This window comes from Sulfuracidifex tepidarius, from assembly GCF_008326425.1.
Lineage (GTDB): Archaea > Thermoproteota > Thermoprotei_A > Sulfolobales > Sulfolobaceae > Sulfuracidifex > Sulfuracidifex tepidarius.
The window spans coordinates 1,474,859-1,497,083 of sequence record NZ_AP018929.1 but is presented as its reverse complement, the minus strand read 5'-3'; the positions used below and the strand labels follow the sequence as shown (position 1 = coordinate 1,497,083).

Genomic DNA, 22,225 nt, shown 5'->3' with positions numbered 1-22,225 from the left:
ATTTTTTATGAGCTAAGAGAATGATCCATTAACCTTGAATTGTTCTAAATGTAACGGTGAAGCAGTAATCAGGATAGCTCATGCAAATCTTAGTCTTTGCTCAGTTCATTTCATCGAGTGGTTAGAAGAAAGAGTTGAAAGAACAGTAGAGAAATACAAGATGTTAGAGGGAACTAAAAGGTTGGGAATTGCGGTTTCTGGAGGAAAGGACAGCACTACGCTTCTCCATGTGATGAAGAAAATAGCCGATAAGAAGGGGATTGAAATATTAGGAATAAACGTAGACCTCGGAATAGACCAGGGTAAGCTGTATTCGTCCAAGAGCACTGAGATGGCTCTGAAGAACTTTGAAATGCTTGGTATCAAGTACCGCATAGTAAACCTAGAGCGTGAATACGGTTTTTCCATAGATGAAGCGAAGAGGGGAATACACAGACCCGTTTGCAGCACTTGCGGACTTTCTAAGAGGTATATCACTAACTGGGTAGCGTTAGAGGAAGGACTGGACACAGTAGCAACGGGTCATAACGTTAACGACAATGCTCAGTTCATAATGATGGGGTATCTCACCGGCGACGTGAGCAACTTGTCAAGGTTGAGGAGTGTAGCTCCTTCAGAAAACGGCCTAATAAAGAAGATTAAGCCACTCTTTCTGACATATGAGAAGGAAACCCTAACTTATGCTTTGCTAAAGAAGATCCCTTTCATACTGGACTCTTGTCCGAATACATTTAGGGTAGGAGGTAGGACTCAAGATTCCATCAGGAGAAATCTTGAAGAAATGGAGGACAAGGTCCCTGGATACATGCTTAACTTAGTTGAGAGCTTTGAAAGGAAAATAAGGCCTGCCTTGGAGGAGAAGTACTTGAAAAAGGAGGAAGTCGGAAAATGCAAGATCTGCGGCATGCCTACTTCTAAAGACAGAGACATCTGCTCCTTCTGTGCGGTTAGGATAAAGATGAAGAAAGTTAAGAGCCTCACTTGATGGGCGAGACGATGAAAGAAAAGATCTACTATCCAGACGGAAGTGAGGGTGGCTACGTAGATTATGACGGTAAGACATCCAAGGTATATGACGAGGAGGGAGAGCTCCTCTTTGAGGTTAAAGGAAGGTTTCCTCCAAAGATGAGGGATTACTCTTGGATAGACCAAGTCATGTCAAGAGGTTTAAGAGATTGTAGGAAGAGGTTTATTCTGTTTGTTGTATCTCGTTATCTGATGAACGTGAAGAAGGTAGATGAGGATGAAGCCCTTAGGCTCATCGAAGATTTTTATTACAAAAAAGGGTCAGGTAAGCTTTATGATGCTTGGGTGAGGTCTGTCTTAAGGGGAGTAAAGGAGAAAGGCTTTTTTCCGTGGTCTCTTAAAAAAATTCAGGAAATAGATAAAGAAATGTATGACGAGATAAATAAAGTCATAAACAATACATAGTAACGAAAATATGAACAAATGTACACTTCATTACTTTTTCTTAGAGATAATATTTTAACTTCGTTAAACGAGAAGAGTCATATGGAAAAGTATAGTATATCAACTTGGATACTACTTTTAGGTCCTATAGTCGCTTTCTTTGCTCTCACTATATGGGTAGTTTCAGTTTTGTATGCTAACCCAACATATAGGCCGATAGCTCCCATAGCGCTTGCCTTTGCTATAATATTTGGAGTGGCTGGAGTATTTTGGAGGCATAAGTTTGGTAAAGTTCTGTTCTAATCAGTGCATGAATGGAAAACTCACCTATCATTGTTTTTCTTCTCATCACTAGAAACTATTCTAGTAATCAGGCTAAATATTCCTGTCGCAAGAGCCACATAGAACATCGACAGAGGATAGTTTCGCACGACGAAATTGGCGCTAAATTCAGGACTAGATAAACCTAGCATAGATAAAACTGAGCTAATTATTGGAGATCCGCTTGATATCCTTTCGTCGAAAGAGCCCAAGGGCATTACAACGTTACCTGACGTTGCGTAAACTATTATCATAAAGAGTACTATGTCAATAAGGTAGAAAATAGAGGCGTAAAATGGGAACATGGAGACCTTTCTTACATTATTAGAACCAGACGGAAATAAGGCATAAAATAAGTAGATCATAGAGGTAAAAATTTCAGTTATCCTGAAGGATATCAAGATAATATTCGCGGGCAGCATTAAAGTATAATTTAAATTAGCCTGAGCTACGTCCATGCAGACAAAGAAAGGGGAATCTTGTATCTGGATCATACCTCCAATAGAAGTATACCACCATTGGAACGGCATTGAGACTACTACTAATGTCATAATAGAAGAGATTATAATTAAGATCTGTTTTTTATCCATTTTTAATCACAAAGTTACATTAAAGCATAGAGTAGCATTTAGATATCTAACTTGCAAAGGTAGCACTTTAGATTCAAGTATGTCTTTGTTAAGTTTTAAAGTAGCGAAGTTATGCGGTTCAATGTTAGCAGTACTGTTATCTACGCTTACCGTGATAGGTTCATCAAAATTGTTGGTCACATTCAAATAAGCTCCGCTTTGATTTTCGTAAAGCGAGAAAGAGGGTACCTCAGACTGGACGTCGTTCTCTCCTTGCTTTATTGATTGAGATATTCCGCTGATGCCTCCGTAATATAGGAAAAGGGAGATAAGAATTACTATGAGTAACAATGAGTTTACTAACTTGATAATTTTATCTCTTTTCATTGAAGAAAAGGTAAGTAGTTCATACTAATATTTATTTTTCCTACTCTTCCTCATCAGGATAAATCTTCCTGACCACTTCATCAAGCAGAGCCTTCTCGCCTATTAAAGACATGTCGTCGTTCTCTTCGTCGTAAAATCTCCTGATACTTTCTATTAATTTGTTTAACGATGCATCACTTACCTCTATCAAATCTGCCCCCTTATAGGAGTCATCTTCGTAAAGAATTATTATATTATTTTTATAGTAAAGAAATCTAAAAGCACCAATTATTTTCCCATCTTCTACTTTCTTGTAAACTATTACATTAAGGATTGGCTCGGTAAGGGAATGTCGTGTGTATTCCGCGTATTTTAGCATAATAGAAATAACAACATTATGATTAATTACCTTTCATGAGCTTAAGTTATAACTTAACGTTGCCATTTAAAAGTGATGAACCCAAGCGAGCTCGAGGCAAGGATTCCCAAGCTTAAAGCCAAGGAAAGGGATGTCGCTCTCCGTGAGCTTGGATATTACTACTTGCAACTTTACCTAAAGGAACGTAAGGATGAACTAATACGGAAGTCAATTTCATTTTACTCACAAGTTATCAAAAAGGACTGTGTAGTCCTCAATAACTTAGGCCTTTGTTACATGTATTTAGGTAATTGTGAAGACTCGATGGAAGTATTCAATTCAGCAAGGGAAGTATGTAAAAACGAGGACGAGTACATGCTTGATTTCAATTATTCATTGGCTCTCTTGAATTGCAATAGACCGTCGGAGGCATACATTGTGATTAAGTCTCTACTGAAACAGAAGAAGGATCCTCATTTCATACGGCTTTTCGGAAGGGTATGCCTTTCACTTTCTAAAAGAGATTTAAGTTACGTGATGGAGGCAGTTCCTCTCCTTGAGAGTCTGGATCAGCCAGTAGAGGAATTAATCCTATCTTACATTCTTCTCGCTAAGGATCATGATAAAAAGTTAATAGAAAAAGCGCTTCAGCTAGCCGAGGAAAATGGAGATAAGAAGCTCTTAGCTGAAGCCCTTCTGGTAAAAGGTGACCTCCGATCTCTGGAAAAAGCTCTGTCAATATTTAGAGAGACGGGTGACGTAAGGGGAGAAGCGAGGGCTTTATATTTGCTTTCCAGCTTCCAACAGGATAGATTACCCGAAGCCCTTTCTGTGGTCGAAAAGCTAGGAGAGAGCGATAAAAAGGAAATACTATATGATATGTATAAAAGAACTAAAATATCTTCGCTTCTGAAGGAAGCTATAAGGATAGCAGAAAAACAAGGGGACTGGCTCTTCCTTGCTAGAGGTTACAGAGAACTTTCAAAAACGGAAAACGAGGTAGACAACTTGAGGAAGGCAGTAGAATTTTATGAAAAATATATTGAATTTAAAAATAAATAGTAAAATTTAAAACAAGCGTGCATATATTAGAATATAAATCAATTAATAGGTAATAAGATTTCTCTTATTTTTATAAATAAAGTCAATTAACATATTTAAATAAGAACGTTTAAATCAGACTGCTACCTTCAATATATATGCAAGAATTAGACTCACTTTTCAAACCGAAAAACATAGCGGTAATAGGTGCATCTAGGAACAAGGAGAAAGTAGGTAACGTGATCACTAGAAATCTGATTTCAACGTTTAGGGGGAAAATATTCCCAGTGAACAATAAGGCAGAGTCAGTAGAAGGTTTAACAGCATACAAGTCAATTAAGGACATAAAAGATGACGTTGATCTGGCTATAGTATCAGTGCCCAGAGAAGCATCAATAGAAGTCATGGAGGAGGCCGGAGAGAAAGGGGTGAAGGCCTCCATAGTTATAACTGCAGGATTCAGAGAAGTTGGAGGCGACGGAGTAAAGCTAGAGGAAGAGCTCAAGCGAGTCGCATCGAAATACTCCATAAGATTCCTGGGCCCAAATACCATGGGGCTAGTATCGCCTAGTTATAACGGTACTTTTGCGTTCGCTGACATGAGGAGAGGAAACATAGCTCTAGTAGTGCAAAGCGGAGGGATAGGGGCATACATGCTTGACTGGGCCCATAAGAGCGGTACCGGGATCAGTTATCTCGTCACTATGGGAAATCAGGCTGATGTGAAAGAGTACGAAGTTATCCAGTACCTATCAGAAGACCCAGAGACTAGGGCAATCTTCGCCTATGTCGAAGGGATATCGGACGGTGAAAAGTTTTTAGATACGATGCCAGAGTCTGCCAGCAAGAAGCCTATAATTTTCATCAAAGGTGGAATAACTGACAGAGGAGCTAAGGCCGCAATGTCTCACACTGGAAGCTTGGCTGGATCATTCGAGGTTTTTAAGGCAGCCGTGAAGTCCACAGGAGGTATATTAATTGAGGACTTCAGGGATTTCCTCAACTTAACTAAACTGGTAGAGTCCTCAGAACCGCTGAAATCTGATGTTTTAGTAATCACTAACTCCGGTGGTCACGGCGTTTTAACATCAGACGCGATTGAGAGAAGCGGGCTCAGAATGATATCCTTACCGCCCAGAATAGAGGACGATCTAAGAAAGATACTTCCCCCAACGAGTTCAATAAGGAATCCCCTCGACTTGACGGGGGATGCTGGGAAAGATAGATACTCCGAAGCCCTCAAGTTGGTAAGCGACCTAGATTGCACTAAGGTTGTGATAGCTGAGTCTTTACCTTTCCTTAGTACTGTAGAGGTAGCTAAGGCAGTACTTCCATTCAAGGGGAAGGGAATAGTCGGAGTCTTCATGGGAGGAGACGAGGACTATTCCGCTAGAATTATGGACTCAGCTGACATACCTTGCTTTAGCTTCCCTGAAGACGCAATAAAAGCCATAAAGTATCTTACCTCTAGGGAACCACCTAGGAAGAAAATAAGGATTTCTCAACCCATGGAATCGGCATTGGAAATAGTCAAAGGAAAGGATTTCTTGAAGGACTATGAATCGATGAAGATAATGGAAATCTATGGAATAAGAACTCCGAAATGGAGCGTAGTAGAGGATGAAGACTCAGCCGAAAAGGAAGCGAATAGGATAGGGTATCCTCTAGTCATGAAGATTTCTGCAGATACTCCGGTCCACAAGACGGAGATGAAGGGAGTTTACATGAATGTGGAGAAAGATCAGGTAAAACAAGTTTTCCAAGCATTGACTAAAATAACGAAGAGAGTCATGTTACAGGAACAGCTTAACGGTCTGGAACTGTTTGTGGGAGGCATCAAGGACCCAGTCTTCGGTCATACTGTTGTTGTAGGAAGCGGAGGAATCTACGTCGAAGTCATGAAAAACGTGAGCTACGGTATATGCCCCGTTGATGAGGACGAAGTACTGAATATGCTAAAGGAGAGCAAGGTTTACGATATATTGAACGCAAGAAAGAGGGGTTACGATGTGGGCAGTGTAATACGAACTGTTGTTGCCGTGTCTAGGATGATGGTAGATCTAGACATAAAGGAACTCGATATAAATCCGTTAATTGTGAACGAGAGAGGTGCTTTTGCAGTAGACACAAGATTAATATTGAAATAAGAAATCGCATTTTCTTATTCACAATGCTCCTTTTATGAAAAACATATAAACTACATGTCTATATTATTTCCTGATAAAAATGTCAGCAGAAGAAGTAGTGAAAGTATCAAGAAACTATCAGGTTACCATACCCGCAAAAATTAGGCAAAAGTTTCAGGTAAAAGAAGGGGACTTAGTAAAGGTAATATTTGATGATAAAGACGGTGCAGTGAAGATAGTCCCTCTGAGAAACGTGTGATCAGGAAAGCATTTTCTTGATCATTTCAAGTAAAATATTCTTTTTTATTCTATAAATTATCTCTGTATTTGGGGATGACGACCAAGGCTTGTCGGAGTCTAGATGGTCTATTAAGGTCATTCCTCTAGTTAATGAGTCCGAATTGTCTATAATCACAAATTCGTGTTTGCTTTTCTCTACTATATCTTGGTTTATCGCCACAGCTGTAGTAATCAGGTCAGGGTGCGGATGTCCATCTAACTTCTGGACATCCTTATCGTATTTTCTGTAATGGGAAAACATCTTCACATAGATTTCAGATAGAGGAGTCTTCATGTTTAAGATTTCATTCCACTCTTGGTCATTTATCGTATACTCTGTAACTACGTCCCAGGGAACCATTGTTATGTTGAAGCCAGCCTTGAAAACTATTCTCGCGGCGTCTGGGTCGACCCAGAAGTTGTACTCAGCTACCGGTGTTATGTTTCCGTGAGCGAATGCAGTTCCTCCCATCACCCATACCTTTTTTACCCTTTTAGGGAGGGACGGATCTAAAAGGTAAGCCATAGCCAGATTTGTGAGGGGAGATATCGCAAGTATCTCTAGTTTTCCTTCGAGTTCTTTAGATGCGTCTATTATAGCTTGAGCAGCATGCTTAGGTGAGGGCTTCCTTGATGTGGTAGCGTGTATCTCCCCTAAACCGTATTTACCGTGAACTTCCTCAACTGTTGTGAAGTCCTTCACAATGGGTCTTCTAGATCCAGGGAAAACAGGTGCGTCTACGTTGGCTTTCTCTAACGCCCATAGAGCGTTTATTATTTCTTGATCGAAGTCTATGTTTCCCTCTACAACAGTAACTCCAACTATTTTCATGTTGTTCTTAGCTAAGAGGAATATGCTTGCTACATCGTCCTCTGCGGTATCACAATCTATAATGAAACTTCTCACATGTCTTCTTTTAAATCTGGAAAAATAAAACCGATCTCATACTCTTCTCAGTTATATTTAAAAATTTGGGGCTTTAACTGTAAAAATATGAAATGTTATAACTGCAGTTATGAGGACTCTAGGGACTTTAATTTCTGTCCTCAGTGTGGATATCCCTCTCGCTACATAAAGTGCGAGAGATGCGGCAACTTGAACAAGGTTACAGCAAAATTCTGTTCCAATTGCGGAGTCCCACTTCCAACTATAATAAAAATAGTTAGAGAAAATGAAGCTTAATAAAAAAGAATTAGATTATTACAATGGCAGGAGAGAAAGGTAGTGCAGATCTCTTCTTTCCCTTTATGTCTGGAGACATGGGGTCATTTGAATCAAAGATCGAAATTTCAGATACGTTTAGTTTTCTCATGAGGTAGTTAACGTTTTTAGTTAAAATCTCCATTTCACTAGCGTTTGCATATTTTGCTAAAAGACCTCTTAACTTCTTGTCGTATTGTTCAATTCTCCTGAATAGCATTTCCAGCTCTTTCTCATCTCCTTTCACTTCGAAGAGAAAGTCCTTTAGCCCTTTTCCCTGCTCTATGGAATCTATCGCTTCCCTAACAGCGTCTTTTAGACTCTTGTCGTCATTGACATAAATGATGATCTTCTCAGCTTCCTTTGATATTACGCTCTCTAAGTTTCTTATGTTCTCAATTAATTCGTTGAGATAGCTCACCTCAAATTCGGCTTCCTCGTATTCTTTGAACTCATCTTCAGTGGGGAAAGGCTGGACAGAAGCTAACCCATCAAAGCTCTTAGACCATAATTCTTCTGCCATGTGAGGTACTGCAGGGCATATCATTCTTATCCAAGCTGATGCCACTTTCCTGAGCAGTCTTGGGTTCAGGCTCTCTCCTAATTCGGTGTAATCTTTAAGATCTTCGTAAAGTTTGTAAATAACTAGATCGAAAACGTCCTTGAATTCCATTTGACTGTATTTCTTGTTAGCCTCGGCGATTCTCCTTCTCATCAATGTGGAAAGCCATTTGTCAGCTAAACTATTTTCCTCATTTTTGTCTATATCATTCCCTTGTAACTCGAGGATTCTGTTTATAAGCCCAAAGACTTTCTTGAGCTGTTCGCCTGTGGCTTCTACGTTTCTAGGGTCGAAGTCAGTATCTTGTATAATCAGGGCAGAACTGCTCAGGGCTACCCTGATCGGGTCTACGCCGAACTCCCTTATTGCTTTCTCTAAGGGGTAGATGTTCCTTAAACTCTTGCTCATCTTCTTTCCTCCAACCCTTATGAAACCGTTTAGAACTATTTGCTTGGGAAGCATCTCCTCCCCGAATATAGCTAGATGATTGTATATGAAGAAAGGCAAGTGGTTCTGAACCAGATCTCTTCCGCTATGTCTAGAGTCTACTGGATACCAATATTCGAACTCATTTCTCATCTTAATAACGTCTTTCACGTCGATCTCGTTTGTCTTCTCTATCTCTTCTGGACTGCCCATTCCTAGAAGGATGTAATCTAGGGCTTCATCCGTGAGCTTCTTCCCCTTCGCAATATGAGAGAAAGTATAGAACGCTGTGTAGATTGTGGAATCGCTAAGGCTATCTATGATTTGAGAACCATTCCAAGGTAGCTTCACGCCTATTCCTCTGGATCTTCCTACAGCCCTTCTCTTCATATTGAAGATTGCCTTTTCGAAATCCTTTCTGACCTCAGGTGGAACGAACTTTATGAGGTTCAATGAGTGCAAGGTTTGATTTTTCCATTTCGGGTCGTCGTAAGCTAAGAACCATTGGTCCTCTATCTTTTTAACTACAATTTCTGCACCACATCTGCAATATATTGGACCATTGCTGATTTCATATATTCTATCATATCTATCCATAACTCTGAGCAGATCTCTAACGTCCTTTCTGGCATCTATGACCCTCCTTCCTGCAATATAGTCTTTTACTTTTTGTCTCATAAATTCAGGCACCATTTGGATTATATTGTCTCTCATTGTACCTTTATAGTACTCAGCTCTGTATATGGAGTCAATGTAGTCCCTGAGTTCTGCAGGGTCTTCCGTGTCGATTCCCATCCCTGGGATCTCAGGCAGGTCTGGTGTGGAAATAACAGGTATAGCCTCGTCTATTCCTCCTTCCCTAGCCATTAGCATGTGGGAGGGGTCATGTGCTGGTACAAGCATAACCAAACCAGTACCAAAGGATGGGTTCACCATCCTTCCCTTCACTATTTTTACGTCTCTTCCCGTTAAAGGGTTCCTGGCTTTGAGCTTGACAAGCTCTTCAGGAGATATTGATCTCACTTCTTTTAGTGATTTCTGATAGGAGAGCTTCCCGAATACTTTTCTTGACACTACGTAGCTTTTATGTTTGGAGTTTTCGGTTTCCTCTACTACTACATACTCCTCATCAGCTATTGCAATTCCTACTGCTCCGAACACAGTTTCCGGTCTGGACGTAGCTACAGGGAAGAGGAAGCTTTCTCCGTCAAAGAAGATGACATCCATGTCCTCTATCTCGGGCTCAACATCTCCCTTGGTGTCATGCATCCCTACTGGGAAGTTGTCCACAGGACAGAAGCCTACAACGTCAGAACCAGACACGAGATAACCTCCCTTTCTTAGCTTCTCAAATTGCCACTGAATGAAGCGTTGAAAGTTTTCGTCAGTTGTATCAAAAGTTCTTCTCCAGTCTATACTTAGTCCGAGCTTCTTGGCGGTCTTCTCCATCTCGCTCTTGAAGTATTCAGCTAGCTTGAATGGGTCCTTCATCTCTTGTATTTTCTCTTTAGGAATGTTGTAAATAGTGGAGAAAGACTCGATCAGCTCAGTATCTCCCTTTCTAATAGCGTCAGCGACAGATAAGATGGGAGTTCCAGTAAATTGAAAAGCGAACGGGAAAAGTACGTTATATCCTTTCATTCTGAGATACCTAGCGTAGACGTCTGCAGAAATGTATGTTCTACCATGACCTATGTGCATTGGACTGTTGGTATATGGAAAAGGGACTGTAATGAACTTTTTATTTGATCTATCGTTCGACGGATCAGCTCGGAAAACTCCTTTCTCTTCCCATATCTTCTGCCACTTCTCTGCGATCGAATTAAAAAACTCAGGCTCCATATGTTTTTGATGTAGAGGAGATTTATATATGGTTGGAGTCGGTAAAATTCCTGTAGAGGACGCAAAGGTTTACCTTGATGGGTCTTTACTATCCGAAGCTAAGGTATACGTCCACATCAAGGGGTATAGTAGGGCTAGGGTTACTCATATAGACGTTGAAGACCCCTCTCTAAAGAAAGTAATACCTCCTAGGCATAGCGATTATCCTTTGGTTATTTGGGGTCCAAGGGTGGAGATTCCAGTGAAAGGACATCTCTTAGCCTTAGAGAGCGAAACCCTTAGCAAAATTTTGAAAATGCAAGGCAATCTTTATGTCGGAGGAAAGGGAAAAGGAGTGTTTCTTGGCTTTCATAAGGAACAGATACGGGAACTAGAGGCTTTTGGAACTAGCAAGGGAGTCCCTCCTATCTCGAAGCGTGCCTCTTGACCTTCTTTTTCCTCTTTTTTGTGTCCTTCTTTCTTCTTTCAATATCATACTTAGTTGAGATGATCATTAGAATAGTCCCTCCAAGCAAAGAGAAATATGCATAATTACCTATCTTAGGGGAAGAAAACGCTGCGACAATTATTAATATTATCCCAAATATTATAAGTAGTTTCGCTGTTTTACATATGTATCCCATCTCAGACTACCTGTTTATAGGGATTCATTATTCCTTTTTTATCAAAAACCGATTTTATCCCCTTCATCAATTCAAGGAGAGTTCGTCCATTATGCACTTCAATTTGTCTGATTGCCAATTCTCTCTTCTGTATTCCAACTCCGTGTTCACCCGTTATAGAACCTCCCTCGTCTATAACATATTTACATAGGTCTCTAAAGAAAGCTTCAGCCTTGTCTTTATTGCTATCGTCGTAGAGGATGATAGGATGGAGGTTTCCGTCCCCTATGTGTCCTACAATAGGACATTCCATGCCGTAGTTCTCCTCAAGCTCTCTTATCTTTTTGAAGACATTAGGAAGCTTGCTGATTGGTACAACAATGTCTTCTGACATAGCGTATTTCGATATCGATTTTACAGCTAGATAAGCGTAAGACCTTGCCTTGTAGAGCTCTTCCTTTTCCTCTTCCGACTCTGCAACCTTCACGTAAGACGGGTTAGAGAGGGACATACTTAGCTTCTCCGTCTCGAACTCAGGAACATCTATGAGGAGTGCACCTACACCGTGCGTTTCAATATTAAATGATCTCTTAACCGCCTCTAGGACTTTTAGATCCATGTATTCTGCTATCTCGGGCTGAACCCTGTTCTTCCTTAGATTTATAATAGTTCTCCCTATATCTTCTTCACTATCGAAGAAGGCGAGGACTCTCTTAATTTTATAGCTAGGAATGGGAACTACTTTGAGCCACACCTCAGTAATGACTCCTAGAGTACCTTCGCTTCCTATCACAAGATGAGTTAGATCGTAGCCTACACGATTCTTATGAAGTGGTTCTCCTACCTTAACTGTGGTACCATCTGGTAGTACCATTCTGGTCGCTAAAACCCAATCTTTCATAGTCCCATATTTGACGCAATGCATTCCACCAGAACCTTCAGATGTAGCACCACCGATAGAACACATGAAACTACTCGCAGGATCTGGTGGAAAGAAGAACCCTCTGGGTCTCAAGAAAGCGTTTATCTCATCTAGTACTACACCTGCCTCAACATGAATTATCCAATCTTCATCACTGAAGTCAATTATTCTATTCATTGGGGACATGTCAATTATAATTCCCCCCTTAATTGCCGTCACTGCGCCTGTAACACTAGTTCCTCTTCCCCAAGGTATAACGGGGATTCCTTTCTCGTTAGCAAATCTCATTACTTTAACGACGTCTTCAGTGCTCCTCGCTAAAACCACAGCATCAGCTTCCCCTTTGAAATATCCCATGTCCTCAGTGTATCCCTCTACATCTTTCAGTTCCAACCCTATTTTTTTAAGTTCGCTCTGAATGTCCATGTTGAAAATAGGCTAATTCGTGGTAATTACTTTTTTCATTTTACTGTAAAATCATATATTTTATTATGTCTTATAATTTACTTGAGTAGTCTGCTAGCACACTTAGCACTGTTTTCATTATTTATATTAAAGAAAAATTAATATAATTTTTAACTAATGTTTTGTATCAGTTTTAATAATTATGAAAGTTTTATGTTTGACTGGTCTCGACGCCACAAATTAAGGCATCTGAATAATAAATTTTATTAAAAAAATTTAAGTTAAGTTTTTATCTTACCTAGACGATATGGTCTAATTGGTAATTATGAATTATCTTGATATGGAATTGTGGGGAGTAGCTTCTTTGATGGCTCTCTTTTCTATTTACCTACTTTACTTGGTCAAGAAGGGAATAGATGGAATTCCCTTAATTATCGTCATATATCTGGCAGGAAGTATGATATCGATGTTTCTTCCTTTATCTTATTACTTCTCAGCTCCGACGATAACCAACTTAGCTACAGTACTAGCTTCAAGTAGCGGATATATGATCTTAGGCCTTATACCTATAGTCTATCTCATAACTAAGAATTCGAAACCAAAACTTAGAGATAAATGGTTTGCGATAGGTATTTTTACAGCTATCATGGCAATAAGCGAAGCGTCAATGGGACAAGCGTTCTATTCTATTATTTATCACAGTTTTGGCAATCTACTTTTAGGCGTTCAAAATTATTGGTATCAAGCTACAATGGTAGCTGAAATGCTCTTTACTTTAGCTTATGGGTTCACTAAACTTGATCGTGGGTTACGTAGCTTGCTCTTATTTACCCTTCCTGTCATGGCTGTATCTCCTGCGATAATAGACGTCAAATCATATGTTTTCACCGCTGTCTGGATTTCCGCTTCTTTCATGATAATAGCAACTGTGGCCATTTACGAGATACTGTATAAGGAAAGACTGAGGGCATCCAGCTACACCTTTACTGCAATTGAGCTCATGATAGTTTATGCGTTGATGATGAGCGGAGAGTTCGTCTACTATCTCACTGGGTCTTGGTATGTGTATGACTTTGCCATGCTAAGTGGAATGTTTTGGTTCATCTACAGAGGCATCCAAGGCCCATCTTCAATAAAAGGGAGCTACATCAAAGACCAGAAGCTTGCCTTCTCCATTATTGCATTGACGTTCGTAATGGAGTGGTTCATGGGTGGAGTCCTCGACTTTGAAGAAGGTGTGCTTTCTCCTGGAGTAAGCGGATTTATATCATCGCTTTCTCTTGGTTTCGTATCTCCCCTTTCCTATTTTGGATTAGGCTCTCTCTTCGACTTCCTGTCAATCTTCGGTACAGTCACCGGATCAGCTTGGTTCCTAGTCATGATGGGTACTGAGATGGGACTTCTAGCAGCGTTCAGGATCAAGGAGTTGAAGAACAAAGAGAATAAAATTAGATTCCTTCTCATGATAGGAGCTTTCGCAATTTACACTGTCTATCTCCCTTCTTTCTCCCCCATAAGCAACGAAATACAGTACATCCCCTACATGTGGAGCATGGGACTGGGTACTAACGGTCCAGTAACTTCCTCTGTTCTTCTCTCTGGAATAATAGGCACTTACGCTGTATCTGCGATTCTCTCCTTCATGTTCGGTTCAAGACAGATATGTTCGGTCACGTGTTCAGCTCCTTTAATGTATCAAGGGACATTTTATGACTCTACAAAGGCCTTTAACAGGAAATCATCCCTAGGGAGAAAGACCTTGACCTCTAAGCTCAAGCCATGGTTCAAGTTCATTATACTGGGAGTATGGGCTACATATCTGGCTTCAGCTGTCCTCTCTTACCTTAACTCACTAAATCTAATCTCCTTCAGCATTTTCGGTAATGACGCAACTGTGTTCCTTTACTCGTTCTTCTTTAATTTCCTATGGTATGTTGTGTTCATTTCAATTCCGTTCATGGGGACATACGCTTGCGCGACTCAAGGATGGTGCAGTTGGGGCTCTTTCAACCAAGCAGTGTCGTCTATAGGTTTCTGGAGATTGAAAGCAAGGGATCCTTCTGTCTGTCTGAACTGTAAGACAGTGGATTGTGCAAAAGCGTGTCCAGTGGGTCTCACTGACATGAGGGCGTCCTTTATGAAGAAAGGAGAATTTAAATCCTTCAAGTGTATAGGAGTTGGTGACTGCGTTGAAGCTTGCCCTCATGATAATATATTGTTCTATGACGTACGCCACTGGTTGAGAGATAAAATTAGGAAAAAAGAGAAACAAAGTAAAGTTGGTTAAAAATTGTAATTTAAACTTTATACTATTTAAGTTTTTGTTATATAAAGTCATTAATCGCTTTCTAACACAACCTTAACTCCTTGACCGTAAAATTAAACACCCATGGAAAAAAGTAATCCTCTTGTTAAGCTGGTATCATCGATATTCCTATTAGACAAGGACTGGGTCACTCGTGTAACCATGGCTATGATAGTGCTATCTCTAGTGTGGGGAATATTGGGGATCATAGACGCCCTTATGGTAAGAATAGAGGAGGCATCATGGGCTCTGTTTCAGTACCTTCCTCTAAGCCCCCAGGAGTACGAAGGAAGCATAACTCTACACGGAATACGTGACCTATTCGGGTTCGCACAACAGCTGATATTTGCAATATTCTTCTATTTCACCTTCAAGATGCTGAACGTACAGCCCAGGGCTAAGTGGTTCTTTAACATCGGTTTCATTTTGTTTAACATCGCCTTCATGCTATTTGAGGGCCCTATAATACTGACTAACCAGCCTGGGTTCGATAACTACTTCGGAGCTACCGGATGGTACTACCTAGCACCTCTAGGACTGCCAGGATATTCGCTGTACGTAGCTAGCTCGACATGGTACTGGGGATGGATGCTGATGGATATAGGAACCTATATGACAAGTGGATATCTGATATACCACTTCTATCAAGCTACAAAGACTATGAAGGAAAAGCTTCCAGTTTTCCTCACATTCGGTCTCATGATAATGTTATTGATACAGATAGGTTACGCTGGAGAGGTAGTTGCTAATGTGTGGGATTTAACAACATTCTATGGCTTGACAGGGATGGACGTCATAGCAAACCAAGTCGCTTTCGGTGACCTCTGGCATGCAATAGTATACATAACTTGGTTCCCTGCCGTCGCGTCTCTATACTTGCTGATACCTACACTATCTGGTAAGCCATTATACAGTGAGAAAGCCGGAAGGATTTCAGCTCTACTTTACTTAGTGTTCTCAGCAGGAGGAATAGGAATACATCATATCTACATGGCTGACCTTCCGCTAGCGCTGAAGCTTGTAGTTGAAGCTATCACTCTAGGCGTAGTCATACCTACGATGATGACGTTCTTTAACTTGTGGGCTACCGTCAAGGGCGCATCAATAAAACTTAACATAATAGCTCTGTGGACTGCAACAGCATGGGCTGGTTCCATAGCCGGAGGTGTACTAGGCATTTTCAACGCAATACTTGCTAATGATTCCGTGGAACATGAAACTGAGTTCATAGTAAGCCACTTCCACCAGATGATCTACTGGGCTATAGTTCCTGCTGGATTTGCAGTGCTCTACTATTTAATACCGATGATGTCAGGAAAGATGTGGTATTCCAGTAAGACAGCTTGGATACACTACGCGGGATACATGCTAGGGACTACGATGATTATTGTAGGATTCAGCGTAGTAGGTATTGCTGGCTTAGTGAGAAAAGAACTGATATTCCCTCTAACACCAACGTATATATTCGGAGAAGTACTTTCAACAGTTGGAGCTGTGATAGCTGATGTTGCCACGATTGGATGGTTGATAAATCTGGTGTTGACTATTGTAAGAGGAAAGCCTGCTAACTTAGAAGGACAAGAGTTACCCCAGGTAATAAACACTGTAGCCATGTCTATGAAGGCCCCAGACAAAATAGAGACCCGTCAAATTGTCACATTCCCACTAAACTTAATTAAAGGTCTAGGGACTCACATAATACATAGTAAGAAAAACGATAAATAAATATTTTTTTTAAAAAAATTCAATTTTTGTTTTTCCTTTTTATTTTCCTTACCAATCTGGATCTATTTTTTACAAAAGATTTTTAACTCGTGAGCTTTTTCCCCCTTAAGTGATGATCTCGAAAAGACTGAACAGTGAGGAAGGTCTTGAGTGCTGAAAAAGAGAATATGAGAGTAAATGTAGTAGGAAGACTCTAAAGAAGAAAAATTGTTTTTACTTTGGCTTTATACTATTAATTTCTTCTAGCATGCCTTTTATTACGAGAATTCCGTTCCTGCTATTTACTGAGATAGACGATATCCTGAAAGGCAACGTGACTATCTTTATCACGTTATTTGAAGATCTGTCATAAACGTATAACGTCTTAGAATCAGAACGTACTTCTACGTTACTTAGATTCACGTCCCTGAACCTGAGGTCTAGAAGGATCTCTACTTCATTTCCTCTTTGTAAAAAGTCTACCTCAGGGTCATCACTTATCTCAAAGGGTGATGTCATAATATTACTTTTAAGTAACAGTGGTATTAAAGCATGTACTTCTAGTTTCTCATTAGAAAATACCGCCTTAGATCCCTTTTCCTTTAAAAAAGAACTGTGAGAAGTTATAGTATAAGATGTTTGGAAAGGATTTCCAAAAGATTTGGGGAGATTCAGAATCAGGATCAAGCTTATTCGGGAAAAGTTATAAGCCCAAGGAGCCCTTGAAGTACGCTTTAGTCCACTCCCAGTATAAACTCAGCTCAATGATAAGTAGACTTGACGCCCACATATCTAGAATGCAGGAAAGAGATAGAACCCTCTTTGAGAGAGTAATAGAAGCGCAGATGAGCAAGGATACAGCTAGAGCTGCAATGTACGCAAACGAGGTAGCTGAAATAAGGAAGGCAACGAAGCAACTTATGATAACACAAGTAGCTTTAGAACAAGTTAAACTCAGAATGGAGACTATAAGTGAAATAGGTGATGTGTTCGTTAATCTCATACCAGTTGTAGGAGTTGTGAATCAATTAAAGACCACTTTGAAAGGAGTCATGCCAGAGATCTCTCTTGAGCTGTCAGAGCTAGGAGACGGTCTACAAGAGGTAGTTATGGAATCTGGAGAATTCATGGGTGGTTCATCATATACTGCAGCAGAATCGCCAGAAGCGAGAAAGATCCTGGAGGAAGCAACTGCAGTAGCAGAGCAGAAGATGAAGGAGCAGTTCCCAGATCTCCCATCTTCGAGCCTTCCTCTTACCGCAAGGCAGAAGGCTTGAACTCACTTCTTTCTTTTCTCCTTTTCCTCTAACCCTCTATCTTTTTAGCTTGTTTCTTAACTTGTTTCTTAATGCAGGACTTCACTGTCAATCCTTGGGAAGTAAAGGGTAAAGTGGACTACGACAAGCTCATACAACAGTTCGGAACCCAGCCAATCACCGATGAACTTCGAGAGAGAATAAGGAAGGATGCCGGTGAACTTCACGTAATGTTGAGGAGGAAAGTTTTCTTCTCCCATAGAGACCTTGAATCCGTCCTGAAGGACTACGAGGAAGGAAAAGGTTTCTTTCTCTATACTGGTAGGGCCCCTTCTCTAGGTATGCATATAGGTCATTTAATTCCATTTATCTTTACTAAGTGGTTACAGGAGAGATTCAAGGTTAACCTTTACATCGAGATAACCGATGACGAGAAGTTCATGAGGAACCCAGATTATTCCCTTGAAGACACCAGGAAGTGGGCTTATGATAACATTCTGGATATCATAGCGGTCGGGTTTGATCCTGATAGGACATTCATATTTCAGGATACTGAGTACATTAGGAACATGTACCCTCTAGCTACCAAAGTAGCTAAGAAGATGACTTTCTCCGAAGTTAAAGCTACCTTTGGTCTTGACTTTTCTTCTAATATAGGAATTATATTTTACCCAGCTCTTCAAATAGTTCCTACTATGTTTGAAAAGAAAAGATGCCTGATTCCGGCAGGGATAGACCAAGATCCATATTGGAGGTTACAAAGAGACATAGCTGAATCTCTTGGTTACTTTAAAGCCTCACAAATACATAGTAAATTCCTTCCTCCGCTTACGGGGATAGAGGGAAAGATGAGCTCCTCCTCTCCAGATTCCGCGATTTATCTAGTTGACGACAAGGAGACAGTTAGAAGAAAAGTAATGAAATATGCGTTCTCTGGAGGACAGCCTACAGTTGAGCTTCACAGGAAATTAGGTGGGAACACTGAGATAGACGTTCCTTTCCAGTGGCTGTACTATTTCTTTGAAGAAGATGATAAGAGGATAGAGGAGATCAAGGAAGAGTATTCCTCTGGCAAGTTACTAACCGGAGAACTAAAACAAATTCTAGTAGATAAGCTAAACTCTTTTCTGGAAAGACATCGCGAAAACAGGGAACGAGCAAAGGAGTTAGTTAAGGACTTCAAGTATGAGGGCAAACTAGCAAAGGCTATGTGGGAGAAAGTTCATGAGTAGATGGTCTATAGACACCGTATTTCTTTAGATAATAAACTACTAGATTGGTAGAAATTTTCATCTCCTTGGCAATCTGATAGATTGATTTGCCTTGCTCGAAATCTGTCTTTATTTTCATTGTTTCGTTTGGGCTTAACTTTCTCTTTCTTTTCACCAAGTTATACTTCCTGAGTATCCTCAGGACTGTATTGAAGTTCATATTCATTTCCTTACTGATTTTGTTTGCGCTCTCCCCTTTCTTCCCTCTTTCTATGATCTCCTTTACCATCTCATCAGCTATTCTTCCCCTGAACTTCACGTTTTGCTCAATTAGCATCCTTCTTACTTTAGAGTAAGTCATACCCATCTCTGCCGCTATTTGCCTTATACTTTTACCATCATCGTACATTTTCTTTATCTTTTCTTTCAACTCCCCTTCAGTCATAAGAATAATGTAGTTTCGTATGGTTTTAAAACTTTTCCCAAATCTTTTTAACACCTAGTATCATATTAGCTTATTTCCGAAGACTTTCTCAAGTAAACTTAACGGTGTTAAATGACGAGAAGTAAAGAAAATAAGGAAGAGACAAGTGATTTCTCTAAACATGAATGACATAGTTTACCTTCCTATAGGGATTGCTCTAGGGCTATCCATTGCTGCACCTCCTGGTCCTATGAACGCATTGATCGCAAATTCCTCTCTCAAGTCTCCAATTCATGGTACGAGCGTTGGTGCAGGAGCTATGTCTGCCGACCTCATATTTTTTGTAATAACCTTCTTGATAAAGAACGTTATACCTAAGTTTGTTTTAGAAATTCTTTACCTTATAGGAGGTATTTACATGTTATTCATAGCGTTCAGCGTTATGAGTTCTAAATTTATACCGACTTCTAGGAAGGGGAACTATCTTGTAGGCTTAAGTTTAGGGTTAACTAACCCTTATCAGATATTGTGGTGGCTTACAGTAGGGATTTTCATGTTGACTCAGTTTTCGCTTTTCATAGCACCAGGTTTCTTCTTGGGTATACTGATCTGGATAATTACATTTCCTAGATTAATTAATTATCTAGGATATAAATATTCTAAATATATAAAAATATCGTCTTTCGTTGTAATAGTTTTGTTTGGACTTTTCATCCTTTATGAAGGGCTAGTTATGATTGTATGAAACATCTGTAGATTGAAGATTTTACAAAAAGTTTTTAAATAGTTAATTCATGATCTTTAATTTATGAGGTTTGAAGCCTCCTTAGACGTCATACAGCCATTTGGGAGGCGTTTCATTACGAACGAAGGACATTTAGTGACGCTATCTAGTGAACTTGAGAAGGAATGTCAAAAAAGCGGTCTATCTCCTACCATGCTCAGTGAAATAATAGTCGATTTCTTTCAGAGTAAGTCAAAGATCTCTTCGAGCTACGTTGTTCCATTAAAGGGGAATACGTCATCGTGTATAATTACCAATGTGATAGATTTATGGATGACTAATGCATTAACGTCAACCCATGTGATTATGACTCTCTCTATTAACGGGGACTCCGGGGAAGTTAGGTTTGTATACCCTCAGTTCTTTGCAGAACTTGCGAAGTCCATTTTGTCTAACAACATGAAATATGAGTGTAACAAGATAGTAATGAATTTTCCATATATGTTTGTTATATTCGATACCTTCAATGCATTCAAAAAGGTATACAGCAATGTAGTAGAAGGTATAGTGAATATGGAAGGCTCAAGTTACATGTTCTCTAAGACTGAGATGAGATCCTTGATATGGAAAGTAGACACCACGAAGGTGGACTATATAAGTAACGAATTAATACCTGAGAAAATGAGAAGTCTGATAAAAGGCGACTACTATTGAGCTTTTTCGACGAGTTAATGATAAAGTTAAAGGAATTAGAGTATCATTACGCTAATATAAACGAAGCGTTAGCTTTTCTCTTGGCATCCCTTTCGTTAGCTGTTGCATACATAGTAGAGGCACCTTCTGTGTTCTCTGTAGTGAAAAATCCATTATATTCTATCATTCTTATCCTAATTCCTATAGTAGTAGGAGTATTAACCATAGTCCCTCATGAGCTAGCCCATAGACAGATGGCCAGACGTTTCGGATGCGGTTCGCGTTTTATTCTTAGCTTTAGAGGGTTCTTAATCACTTTACTCATAAATCTATTTCATTTCATTACAGGTTTTTTGGTGTTCTTTTCTGGTTACACTGGAATTAACTGCTACTTCGGAGGAAACTTCGATACCAAGATACAGGGGAAGACTGCAGCAGCAGGTCCTGCTACTAATATCGCGATTTCTGTAGTTTCAATTGTCATATTCTATCTGCTTATATTCATAGAGCCTCATAATTTAATACGTACTAATATTGGTTTCTTCTTCGTAGAGCAATTCTTCTTGGAACTCTCTAACTTTAATGCATATGTTGCTTTCTTTAATCTCATTCCGTTTTGGGTCTTAGACGGTTTAAAGATAATAAGGTGGGACATAAAGGTCTGGATAGCTCTTCTAATACCTTCCTTGATATTGACTTTCGTAGCTCCTTTTGGGTATTAGCATGAAGATATCCTTTTTAATAATATTTTTAATAATTTTCGGGTTTATAATTGGTGAAGTAGAAGAATTATTAAATCCGTTTTTGCTACTTTACTCTGAGCAATTCAACTATTTAGTTACTCATGGTTACTACTATGAGATTCTAACTTCAATATTTGTGACTAATAGTTTCTTTGACGCTGCGTTTAATGTGGTTTCGATGTATGTCATTTATCTACTCTTCAGGTCTAGAGCGGGATGGCTGGAAATAGTGGTTTTTCTAGTTGGTGGAATCGTGGGGAATGTATTTTCCTTGTTCTATTATCCTCCACTCACATTGTCTGCAGGAGCCTCGGGAGGAATATTTGCAGTGCTATCTTATTACATTTTTCACGACTTCCTCAAAGAAAAAGAAATGGGAATATACGGGCTTTTTTATCTCTTTGTAATATTCATGATAAGCGACTTCGTTTTTCCTAATGTAGATATGATAGCACATATAGGCGGGATAGTAAGCGGAATTACCTTAGGCGGTGCTGTTTCGCTTAAAAAAGATTCAGGAAAAGTATAATTACATGTTCACGTTAGAGGAAATCCTTCTGGTGATAGGTATATTGATGTTTCCCTATGGTATTTATGAAATTATGAAAGGGGAGGGATCTACTAAGATGAAGGTTGGCATCATATCTACCTCTGCAACCCTCTTCGTGATAGAGGCTTTATTGAGTATGAGATGAGATAATACTGAAGAAGGAACACTTTTTTGAACTTGAACTC

The 22,225-nt window shown here is 39.7% G+C and carries 26 protein-coding genes; 17 read left to right on the top strand and 9 right to left on the bottom strand.

Going from position 1 to position 22,225, the window contains the following annotated elements; translation table 11 throughout:
• The first annotated feature begins 34 nt into the window (after positions 1–34).
• The 3 genes from IC007_RS07515 to IC007_RS07505 all read left to right on the top strand — a co-directional run bounded on the left by IC007_RS07515 (position 35) and on the right by IC007_RS07505 (position 1,713).
• Entirely contained in the window at positions 35–985 is a 951-nt protein-coding gene (locus IC007_RS07515; protein ID WP_054844993.1) for a TIGR00269 family protein, read from the top strand.
• Between the two features lie 11 nt (positions 986–996).
• Positions 997–1,431, top strand: coding sequence for a DNA primase noncatalytic subunit PriX (gene priX, locus IC007_RS07510; RefSeq protein WP_149528572.1), 435 nt, complete (start codon positions 997–999; stop codon positions 1,429–1,431).
• An 81-nt stretch (positions 1,432–1,512) separates the two neighbouring features.
• Entirely contained in the window at positions 1,513–1,713 is a 201-nt protein-coding gene (locus tag IC007_RS07505; RefSeq protein WP_054844995.1) for a hypothetical protein, read from the top strand.
• A 20-nt stretch (positions 1,714–1,733) separates the two neighbouring features.
• On the opposite strand, the gene IC007_RS07500 is transcribed toward IC007_RS07505, so the two are convergent.
• Genes IC007_RS07500 through IC007_RS07490 form a run of 3 tightly spaced genes read right to left on the bottom strand, consistent with a single transcriptional unit; the run spans position 1,734 to position 3,045 of the window.
• Positions 1,734–2,282 carry a hypothetical protein gene (locus tag IC007_RS07500; RefSeq protein WP_156303715.1) on the bottom strand — a complete coding sequence of 183 codons (549 nt, stop codon included), beginning with the start codon at positions 2,280–2,282 and terminating at the stop codon, positions 1,734–1,736.
• Positions 2,283–2,327: 45 nt separating this feature from the next.
• Positions 2,328–2,687 (bottom strand): hypothetical protein, encoded by a 360-nt coding sequence (locus tag IC007_RS07495; protein ID WP_054844997.1) that lies wholly within the window; start codon positions 2,685–2,687, stop codon positions 2,328–2,330.
• Positions 2,688–2,727: 40 nt separating this feature from the next.
• Positions 2,728–3,045: a hypothetical protein gene (locus IC007_RS07490; protein WP_054844998.1), complete on the bottom strand. Its 318-nt coding sequence runs from the start codon at positions 3,043–3,045 to the stop codon at positions 2,728–2,730.
• A 75-nt stretch (positions 3,046–3,120) separates the two neighbouring features.
• Between IC007_RS07490 and IC007_RS07485 the strand changes: the two genes are divergently transcribed.
• From IC007_RS07485 to IC007_RS07475, 3 genes are all read left to right on the top strand, one after another.
• Positions 3,121–4,086: a hypothetical protein gene (locus IC007_RS07485; RefSeq protein WP_149528571.1), complete on the top strand. Its 966-nt coding sequence runs from the start codon at positions 3,121–3,123 to the stop codon at positions 4,084–4,086.
• Positions 4,087–4,223: 137 nt separating this feature from the next.
• The gene (locus IC007_RS07480; RefSeq protein ID WP_054845001.1) at positions 4,224–6,212 is read left to right on the top strand and encodes an acetate--CoA ligase family protein; all 1,989 of its coding nucleotides are present in this window, start codon (positions 4,224–4,226) and stop codon (positions 6,210–6,212) included.
• A 79-nt stretch (positions 6,213–6,291) separates the two neighbouring features.
• The gene (locus tag IC007_RS07475; RefSeq protein WP_054845002.1) at positions 6,292–6,450 is read left to right on the top strand and encodes an AbrB/MazE/SpoVT family DNA-binding domain-containing protein; all 159 of its coding nucleotides are present in this window, start codon (positions 6,292–6,294) and stop codon (positions 6,448–6,450) included.
• Here IC007_RS07475 and IC007_RS07470 read toward each other — a convergent pair whose 3' ends face one another.
• Complete coding sequence (locus tag IC007_RS07470; RefSeq protein ID WP_054845003.1) at positions 6,451–7,377, bottom strand: nucleoside hydrolase; 927 nt, start codon at positions 7,375–7,377, stop codon at positions 6,451–6,453.
• Here IC007_RS07470 and IC007_RS14200 point away from each other — a divergent pair, their 5' ends adjacent.
• The gene (locus tag IC007_RS14200) at positions 7,378–7,653 is read left to right on the top strand and encodes a zinc ribbon domain-containing protein (RefSeq protein WP_149528570.1); all 276 of its coding nucleotides are present in this window, start codon (positions 7,378–7,380) and stop codon (positions 7,651–7,653) included.
• Positions 7,654–7,663: 10 nt separating this feature from the next.
• Here the strand turns inward: IC007_RS14200 and leuS are convergent, their stop codons facing one another.
• Positions 7,664–10,501, bottom strand: coding sequence for a leucine--tRNA ligase (leuS, locus tag IC007_RS07460; RefSeq protein WP_054845004.1), 2,838 nt, complete (start codon positions 10,499–10,501; stop codon positions 7,664–7,666).
• A 28-nt stretch (positions 10,502–10,529) separates the two neighbouring features.
• Here leuS and IC007_RS07455 point away from each other — a divergent pair, with 28 nt between their 5' ends.
• Positions 10,530–10,928, top strand: coding sequence for a hypothetical protein (locus IC007_RS07455; RefSeq protein WP_054845005.1), 399 nt, complete (start codon positions 10,530–10,532; stop codon positions 10,926–10,928).
• Here the strand turns inward: IC007_RS07455 and IC007_RS07450 are convergent.
• Together IC007_RS07450 and IC007_RS07445 are read right to left on the bottom strand one after the other, a co-directional pair.
• Positions 10,906–11,124, bottom strand: coding sequence for a hypothetical protein (locus IC007_RS07450; protein ID WP_054845006.1), 219 nt, complete (start codon positions 11,122–11,124; stop codon positions 10,906–10,908). The genes IC007_RS07455 and IC007_RS07450 overlap by 23 nt on opposite strands.
• A 1-nt stretch (position 11,125) precedes the next feature.
• Positions 11,126–12,451, bottom strand: a complete 1,326-nt coding sequence (locus tag IC007_RS07445) for an FAD-binding oxidoreductase (RefSeq protein WP_149528569.1) — start codon at positions 12,449–12,451, stop codon at positions 11,126–11,128.
• A gap of 304 nt (positions 12,452–12,755) precedes the next feature.
• Between IC007_RS07445 and IC007_RS07440 the strand changes: the two genes are divergently transcribed.
• Both IC007_RS07440 and IC007_RS07435 read left to right on the top strand, forming a co-directional pair.
• Positions 12,756–14,717 (top strand): 4Fe-4S binding protein, encoded by a 1,962-nt coding sequence (locus tag IC007_RS07440; protein WP_054845008.1) that lies wholly within the window; start codon positions 12,756–12,758, stop codon positions 14,715–14,717.
• 102 nt (positions 14,718–14,819) lie between these two features.
• On the top strand, positions 14,820–16,460 hold the full coding sequence (locus IC007_RS07435; RefSeq protein ID WP_149528568.1) for a cbb3-type cytochrome c oxidase subunit I: 1,641 nt from the start codon (positions 14,820–14,822) through the stop codon (positions 16,458–16,460).
• 213 nt (positions 16,461–16,673) lie between these two features.
• Here the strand turns inward: IC007_RS07435 and IC007_RS07430 are convergent, their stop codons facing one another.
• A complete protein-coding gene (locus IC007_RS07430; protein ID WP_054845012.1) occupies positions 16,674–16,958 on the bottom strand; it encodes a hypothetical protein in 285 nt (94 codons plus the stop codon).
• Between the two features lie 116 nt (positions 16,959–17,074).
• Between IC007_RS07430 and cdvB1/B2 the strand changes: the two genes are divergently transcribed.
• Together cdvB1/B2 and IC007_RS07420 are read left to right on the top strand one after the other, a co-directional pair.
• On the top strand, positions 17,075–17,716 hold the full coding sequence (gene cdvB1/B2, locus IC007_RS07425; protein WP_054845013.1) for a cell division protein CdvB1/B2: 642 nt from the start codon (positions 17,075–17,077) through the stop codon (positions 17,714–17,716).
• Positions 17,717–17,787: 71 nt separating this feature from the next.
• Positions 17,788–18,927 (top strand): tryptophan--tRNA ligase, encoded by a 1,140-nt coding sequence (locus tag IC007_RS07420; protein ID WP_149528567.1) that lies wholly within the window; start codon positions 17,788–17,790, stop codon positions 18,925–18,927.
• Here the strand turns inward: IC007_RS07420 and cbp1 are convergent.
• Entirely contained in the window at positions 18,902–19,351 is a 450-nt protein-coding gene (gene cbp1 / locus IC007_RS07415; protein ID WP_054845014.1) for a CRISPR DNA repeat-binding protein Cbp1, read from the bottom strand. The genes IC007_RS07420 and cbp1 overlap by 26 nt on opposite strands.
• Before the next feature lie 160 nt (positions 19,352–19,511).
• Here cbp1 and IC007_RS07410 point away from each other — a divergent pair, with 160 nt between their 5' ends.
• The 5 genes from IC007_RS07410 (at position 19,512) to IC007_RS13470 (ending at position 22,185) form a co-directional block, all read left to right on the top strand.
• A complete protein-coding gene (locus IC007_RS07410) occupies positions 19,512–20,075 on the top strand; it encodes a LysE family transporter (protein WP_054845015.1) in 564 nt (187 codons plus the stop codon).
• 63 nt (positions 20,076–20,138) lie between these two features.
• Entirely contained in the window at positions 20,139–20,768 is a 630-nt protein-coding gene (locus IC007_RS07405; RefSeq protein ID WP_054845016.1) for a hypothetical protein, read from the top strand.
• Between the two features lie 17 nt (positions 20,769–20,785).
• On the top strand, positions 20,786–21,469 hold the full coding sequence (locus IC007_RS07400; RefSeq protein ID WP_054845017.1) for a zinc metalloprotease: 684 nt from the start codon (positions 20,786–20,788) through the stop codon (positions 21,467–21,469).
• A gap of 1 nt (position 21,470) precedes the next feature.
• Entirely contained in the window at positions 21,471–22,019 is a 549-nt protein-coding gene (locus tag IC007_RS07395; protein ID WP_054845018.1) for a rhomboid family intramembrane serine protease, read from the top strand.
• A gap of 4 nt (positions 22,020–22,023) precedes the next feature.
• The gene (locus IC007_RS13470) at positions 22,024–22,185 is read left to right on the top strand and encodes a hypothetical protein (RefSeq protein WP_167747985.1); all 162 of its coding nucleotides are present in this window, start codon (positions 22,024–22,026) and stop codon (positions 22,183–22,185) included.
• Positions 22,186–22,225 lie beyond the last annotated feature (40 nt).

Bases quoted from the DNA above. Each gene is read 5' to 3' on its own strand.
- IC007_RS07395 (WP_054845018.1), top strand. From the start codon at position 21,471: ATGAAGATATCCTTTTTAATAATATTTTTAATAATTTTCGGGTTTATA.
- cbp1 (WP_054845014.1), bottom strand. From the start codon at position 19,351: ATGACTGAAGGGGAGTTGAAAGAAAAGATAAAGAAAATGTACGATGAT.
- IC007_RS13470 (WP_167747985.1), top strand. From the start codon at position 22,024: ATGTTCACGTTAGAGGAAATCCTTCTGGTGATAGGTATATTGATGTTT.
- IC007_RS07435 (WP_149528568.1), top strand. From the start codon at position 14,820: ATGGAAAAAAGTAATCCTCTTGTTAAGCTGGTATCATCGATATTCCTA.
- IC007_RS07455 (WP_054845005.1), top strand. From the start codon at position 10,530: ATGGTTGGAGTCGGTAAAATTCCTGTAGAGGACGCAAAGGTTTACCTT.
- IC007_RS07485 (WP_149528571.1), top strand. From the start codon at position 3,121: ATGAACCCAAGCGAGCTCGAGGCAAGGATTCCCAAGCTTAAAGCCAAG.
- priX (WP_149528572.1), top strand. From the start codon at position 997: ATGAAAGAAAAGATCTACTATCCAGACGGAAGTGAGGGTGGCTACGTA.
- IC007_RS07440 (WP_054845008.1), top strand. From the start codon at position 12,756: ATGAATTATCTTGATATGGAATTGTGGGGAGTAGCTTCTTTGATGGCT.
- IC007_RS07475 (WP_054845002.1), top strand. From the start codon at position 6,292: ATGTCAGCAGAAGAAGTAGTGAAAGTATCAAGAAACTATCAGGTTACC.
- IC007_RS07500 (WP_156303715.1), bottom strand. From the start codon at position 2,282: ATGACATTAGTAGTAGTCTCAATGCCGTTCCAATGGTGGTATACTTCT.
- IC007_RS07410 (WP_054845015.1), top strand. From the start codon at position 19,512: ATGAATGACATAGTTTACCTTCCTATAGGGATTGCTCTAGGGCTATCC.
- IC007_RS07480 (WP_054845001.1), top strand. From the start codon at position 4,224: ATGCAAGAATTAGACTCACTTTTCAAACCGAAAAACATAGCGGTAATA.
- IC007_RS07400 (WP_054845017.1), top strand. From the start codon at position 20,786: ATGATAAAGTTAAAGGAATTAGAGTATCATTACGCTAATATAAACGAA.
- IC007_RS14200 (WP_149528570.1), top strand. From the start codon at position 7,378: ATGTCTTCTTTTAAATCTGGAAAAATAAAACCGATCTCATACTCTTCT.
- IC007_RS07490 (WP_054844998.1), bottom strand. From the start codon at position 3,045: ATGCTAAAATACGCGGAATACACACGACATTCCCTTACCGAGCCAATC.
- IC007_RS07450 (WP_054845006.1), bottom strand. From the start codon at position 11,124: ATGGGATACATATGTAAAACAGCGAAACTACTTATAATATTTGGGATA.
- leuS (WP_054845004.1), bottom strand. From the start codon at position 10,501: ATGGAGCCTGAGTTTTTTAATTCGATCGCAGAGAAGTGGCAGAAGATA.
- IC007_RS07505 (WP_054844995.1), top strand. From the start codon at position 1,513: ATGGAAAAGTATAGTATATCAACTTGGATACTACTTTTAGGTCCTATA.
- IC007_RS07430 (WP_054845012.1), bottom strand. From the start codon at position 16,958: ATGACATCACCCTTTGAGATAAGTGATGACCCTGAGGTAGACTTTTTA.
- IC007_RS07445 (WP_149528569.1), bottom strand. From the start codon at position 12,451: ATGGACATTCAGAGCGAACTTAAAAAAATAGGGTTGGAACTGAAAGAT.
- cdvB1/B2 (WP_054845013.1), top strand. From the start codon at position 17,075: ATGTTTGGAAAGGATTTCCAAAAGATTTGGGGAGATTCAGAATCAGGA.
- IC007_RS07495 (WP_054844997.1), bottom strand. From the start codon at position 2,687: ATGAAAAGAGATAAAATTATCAAGTTAGTAAACTCATTGTTACTCATA.
- IC007_RS07405 (WP_054845016.1), top strand. From the start codon at position 20,139: ATGAGGTTTGAAGCCTCCTTAGACGTCATACAGCCATTTGGGAGGCGT.
- IC007_RS07420 (WP_149528567.1), top strand. From the start codon at position 17,788: ATGCAGGACTTCACTGTCAATCCTTGGGAAGTAAAGGGTAAAGTGGAC.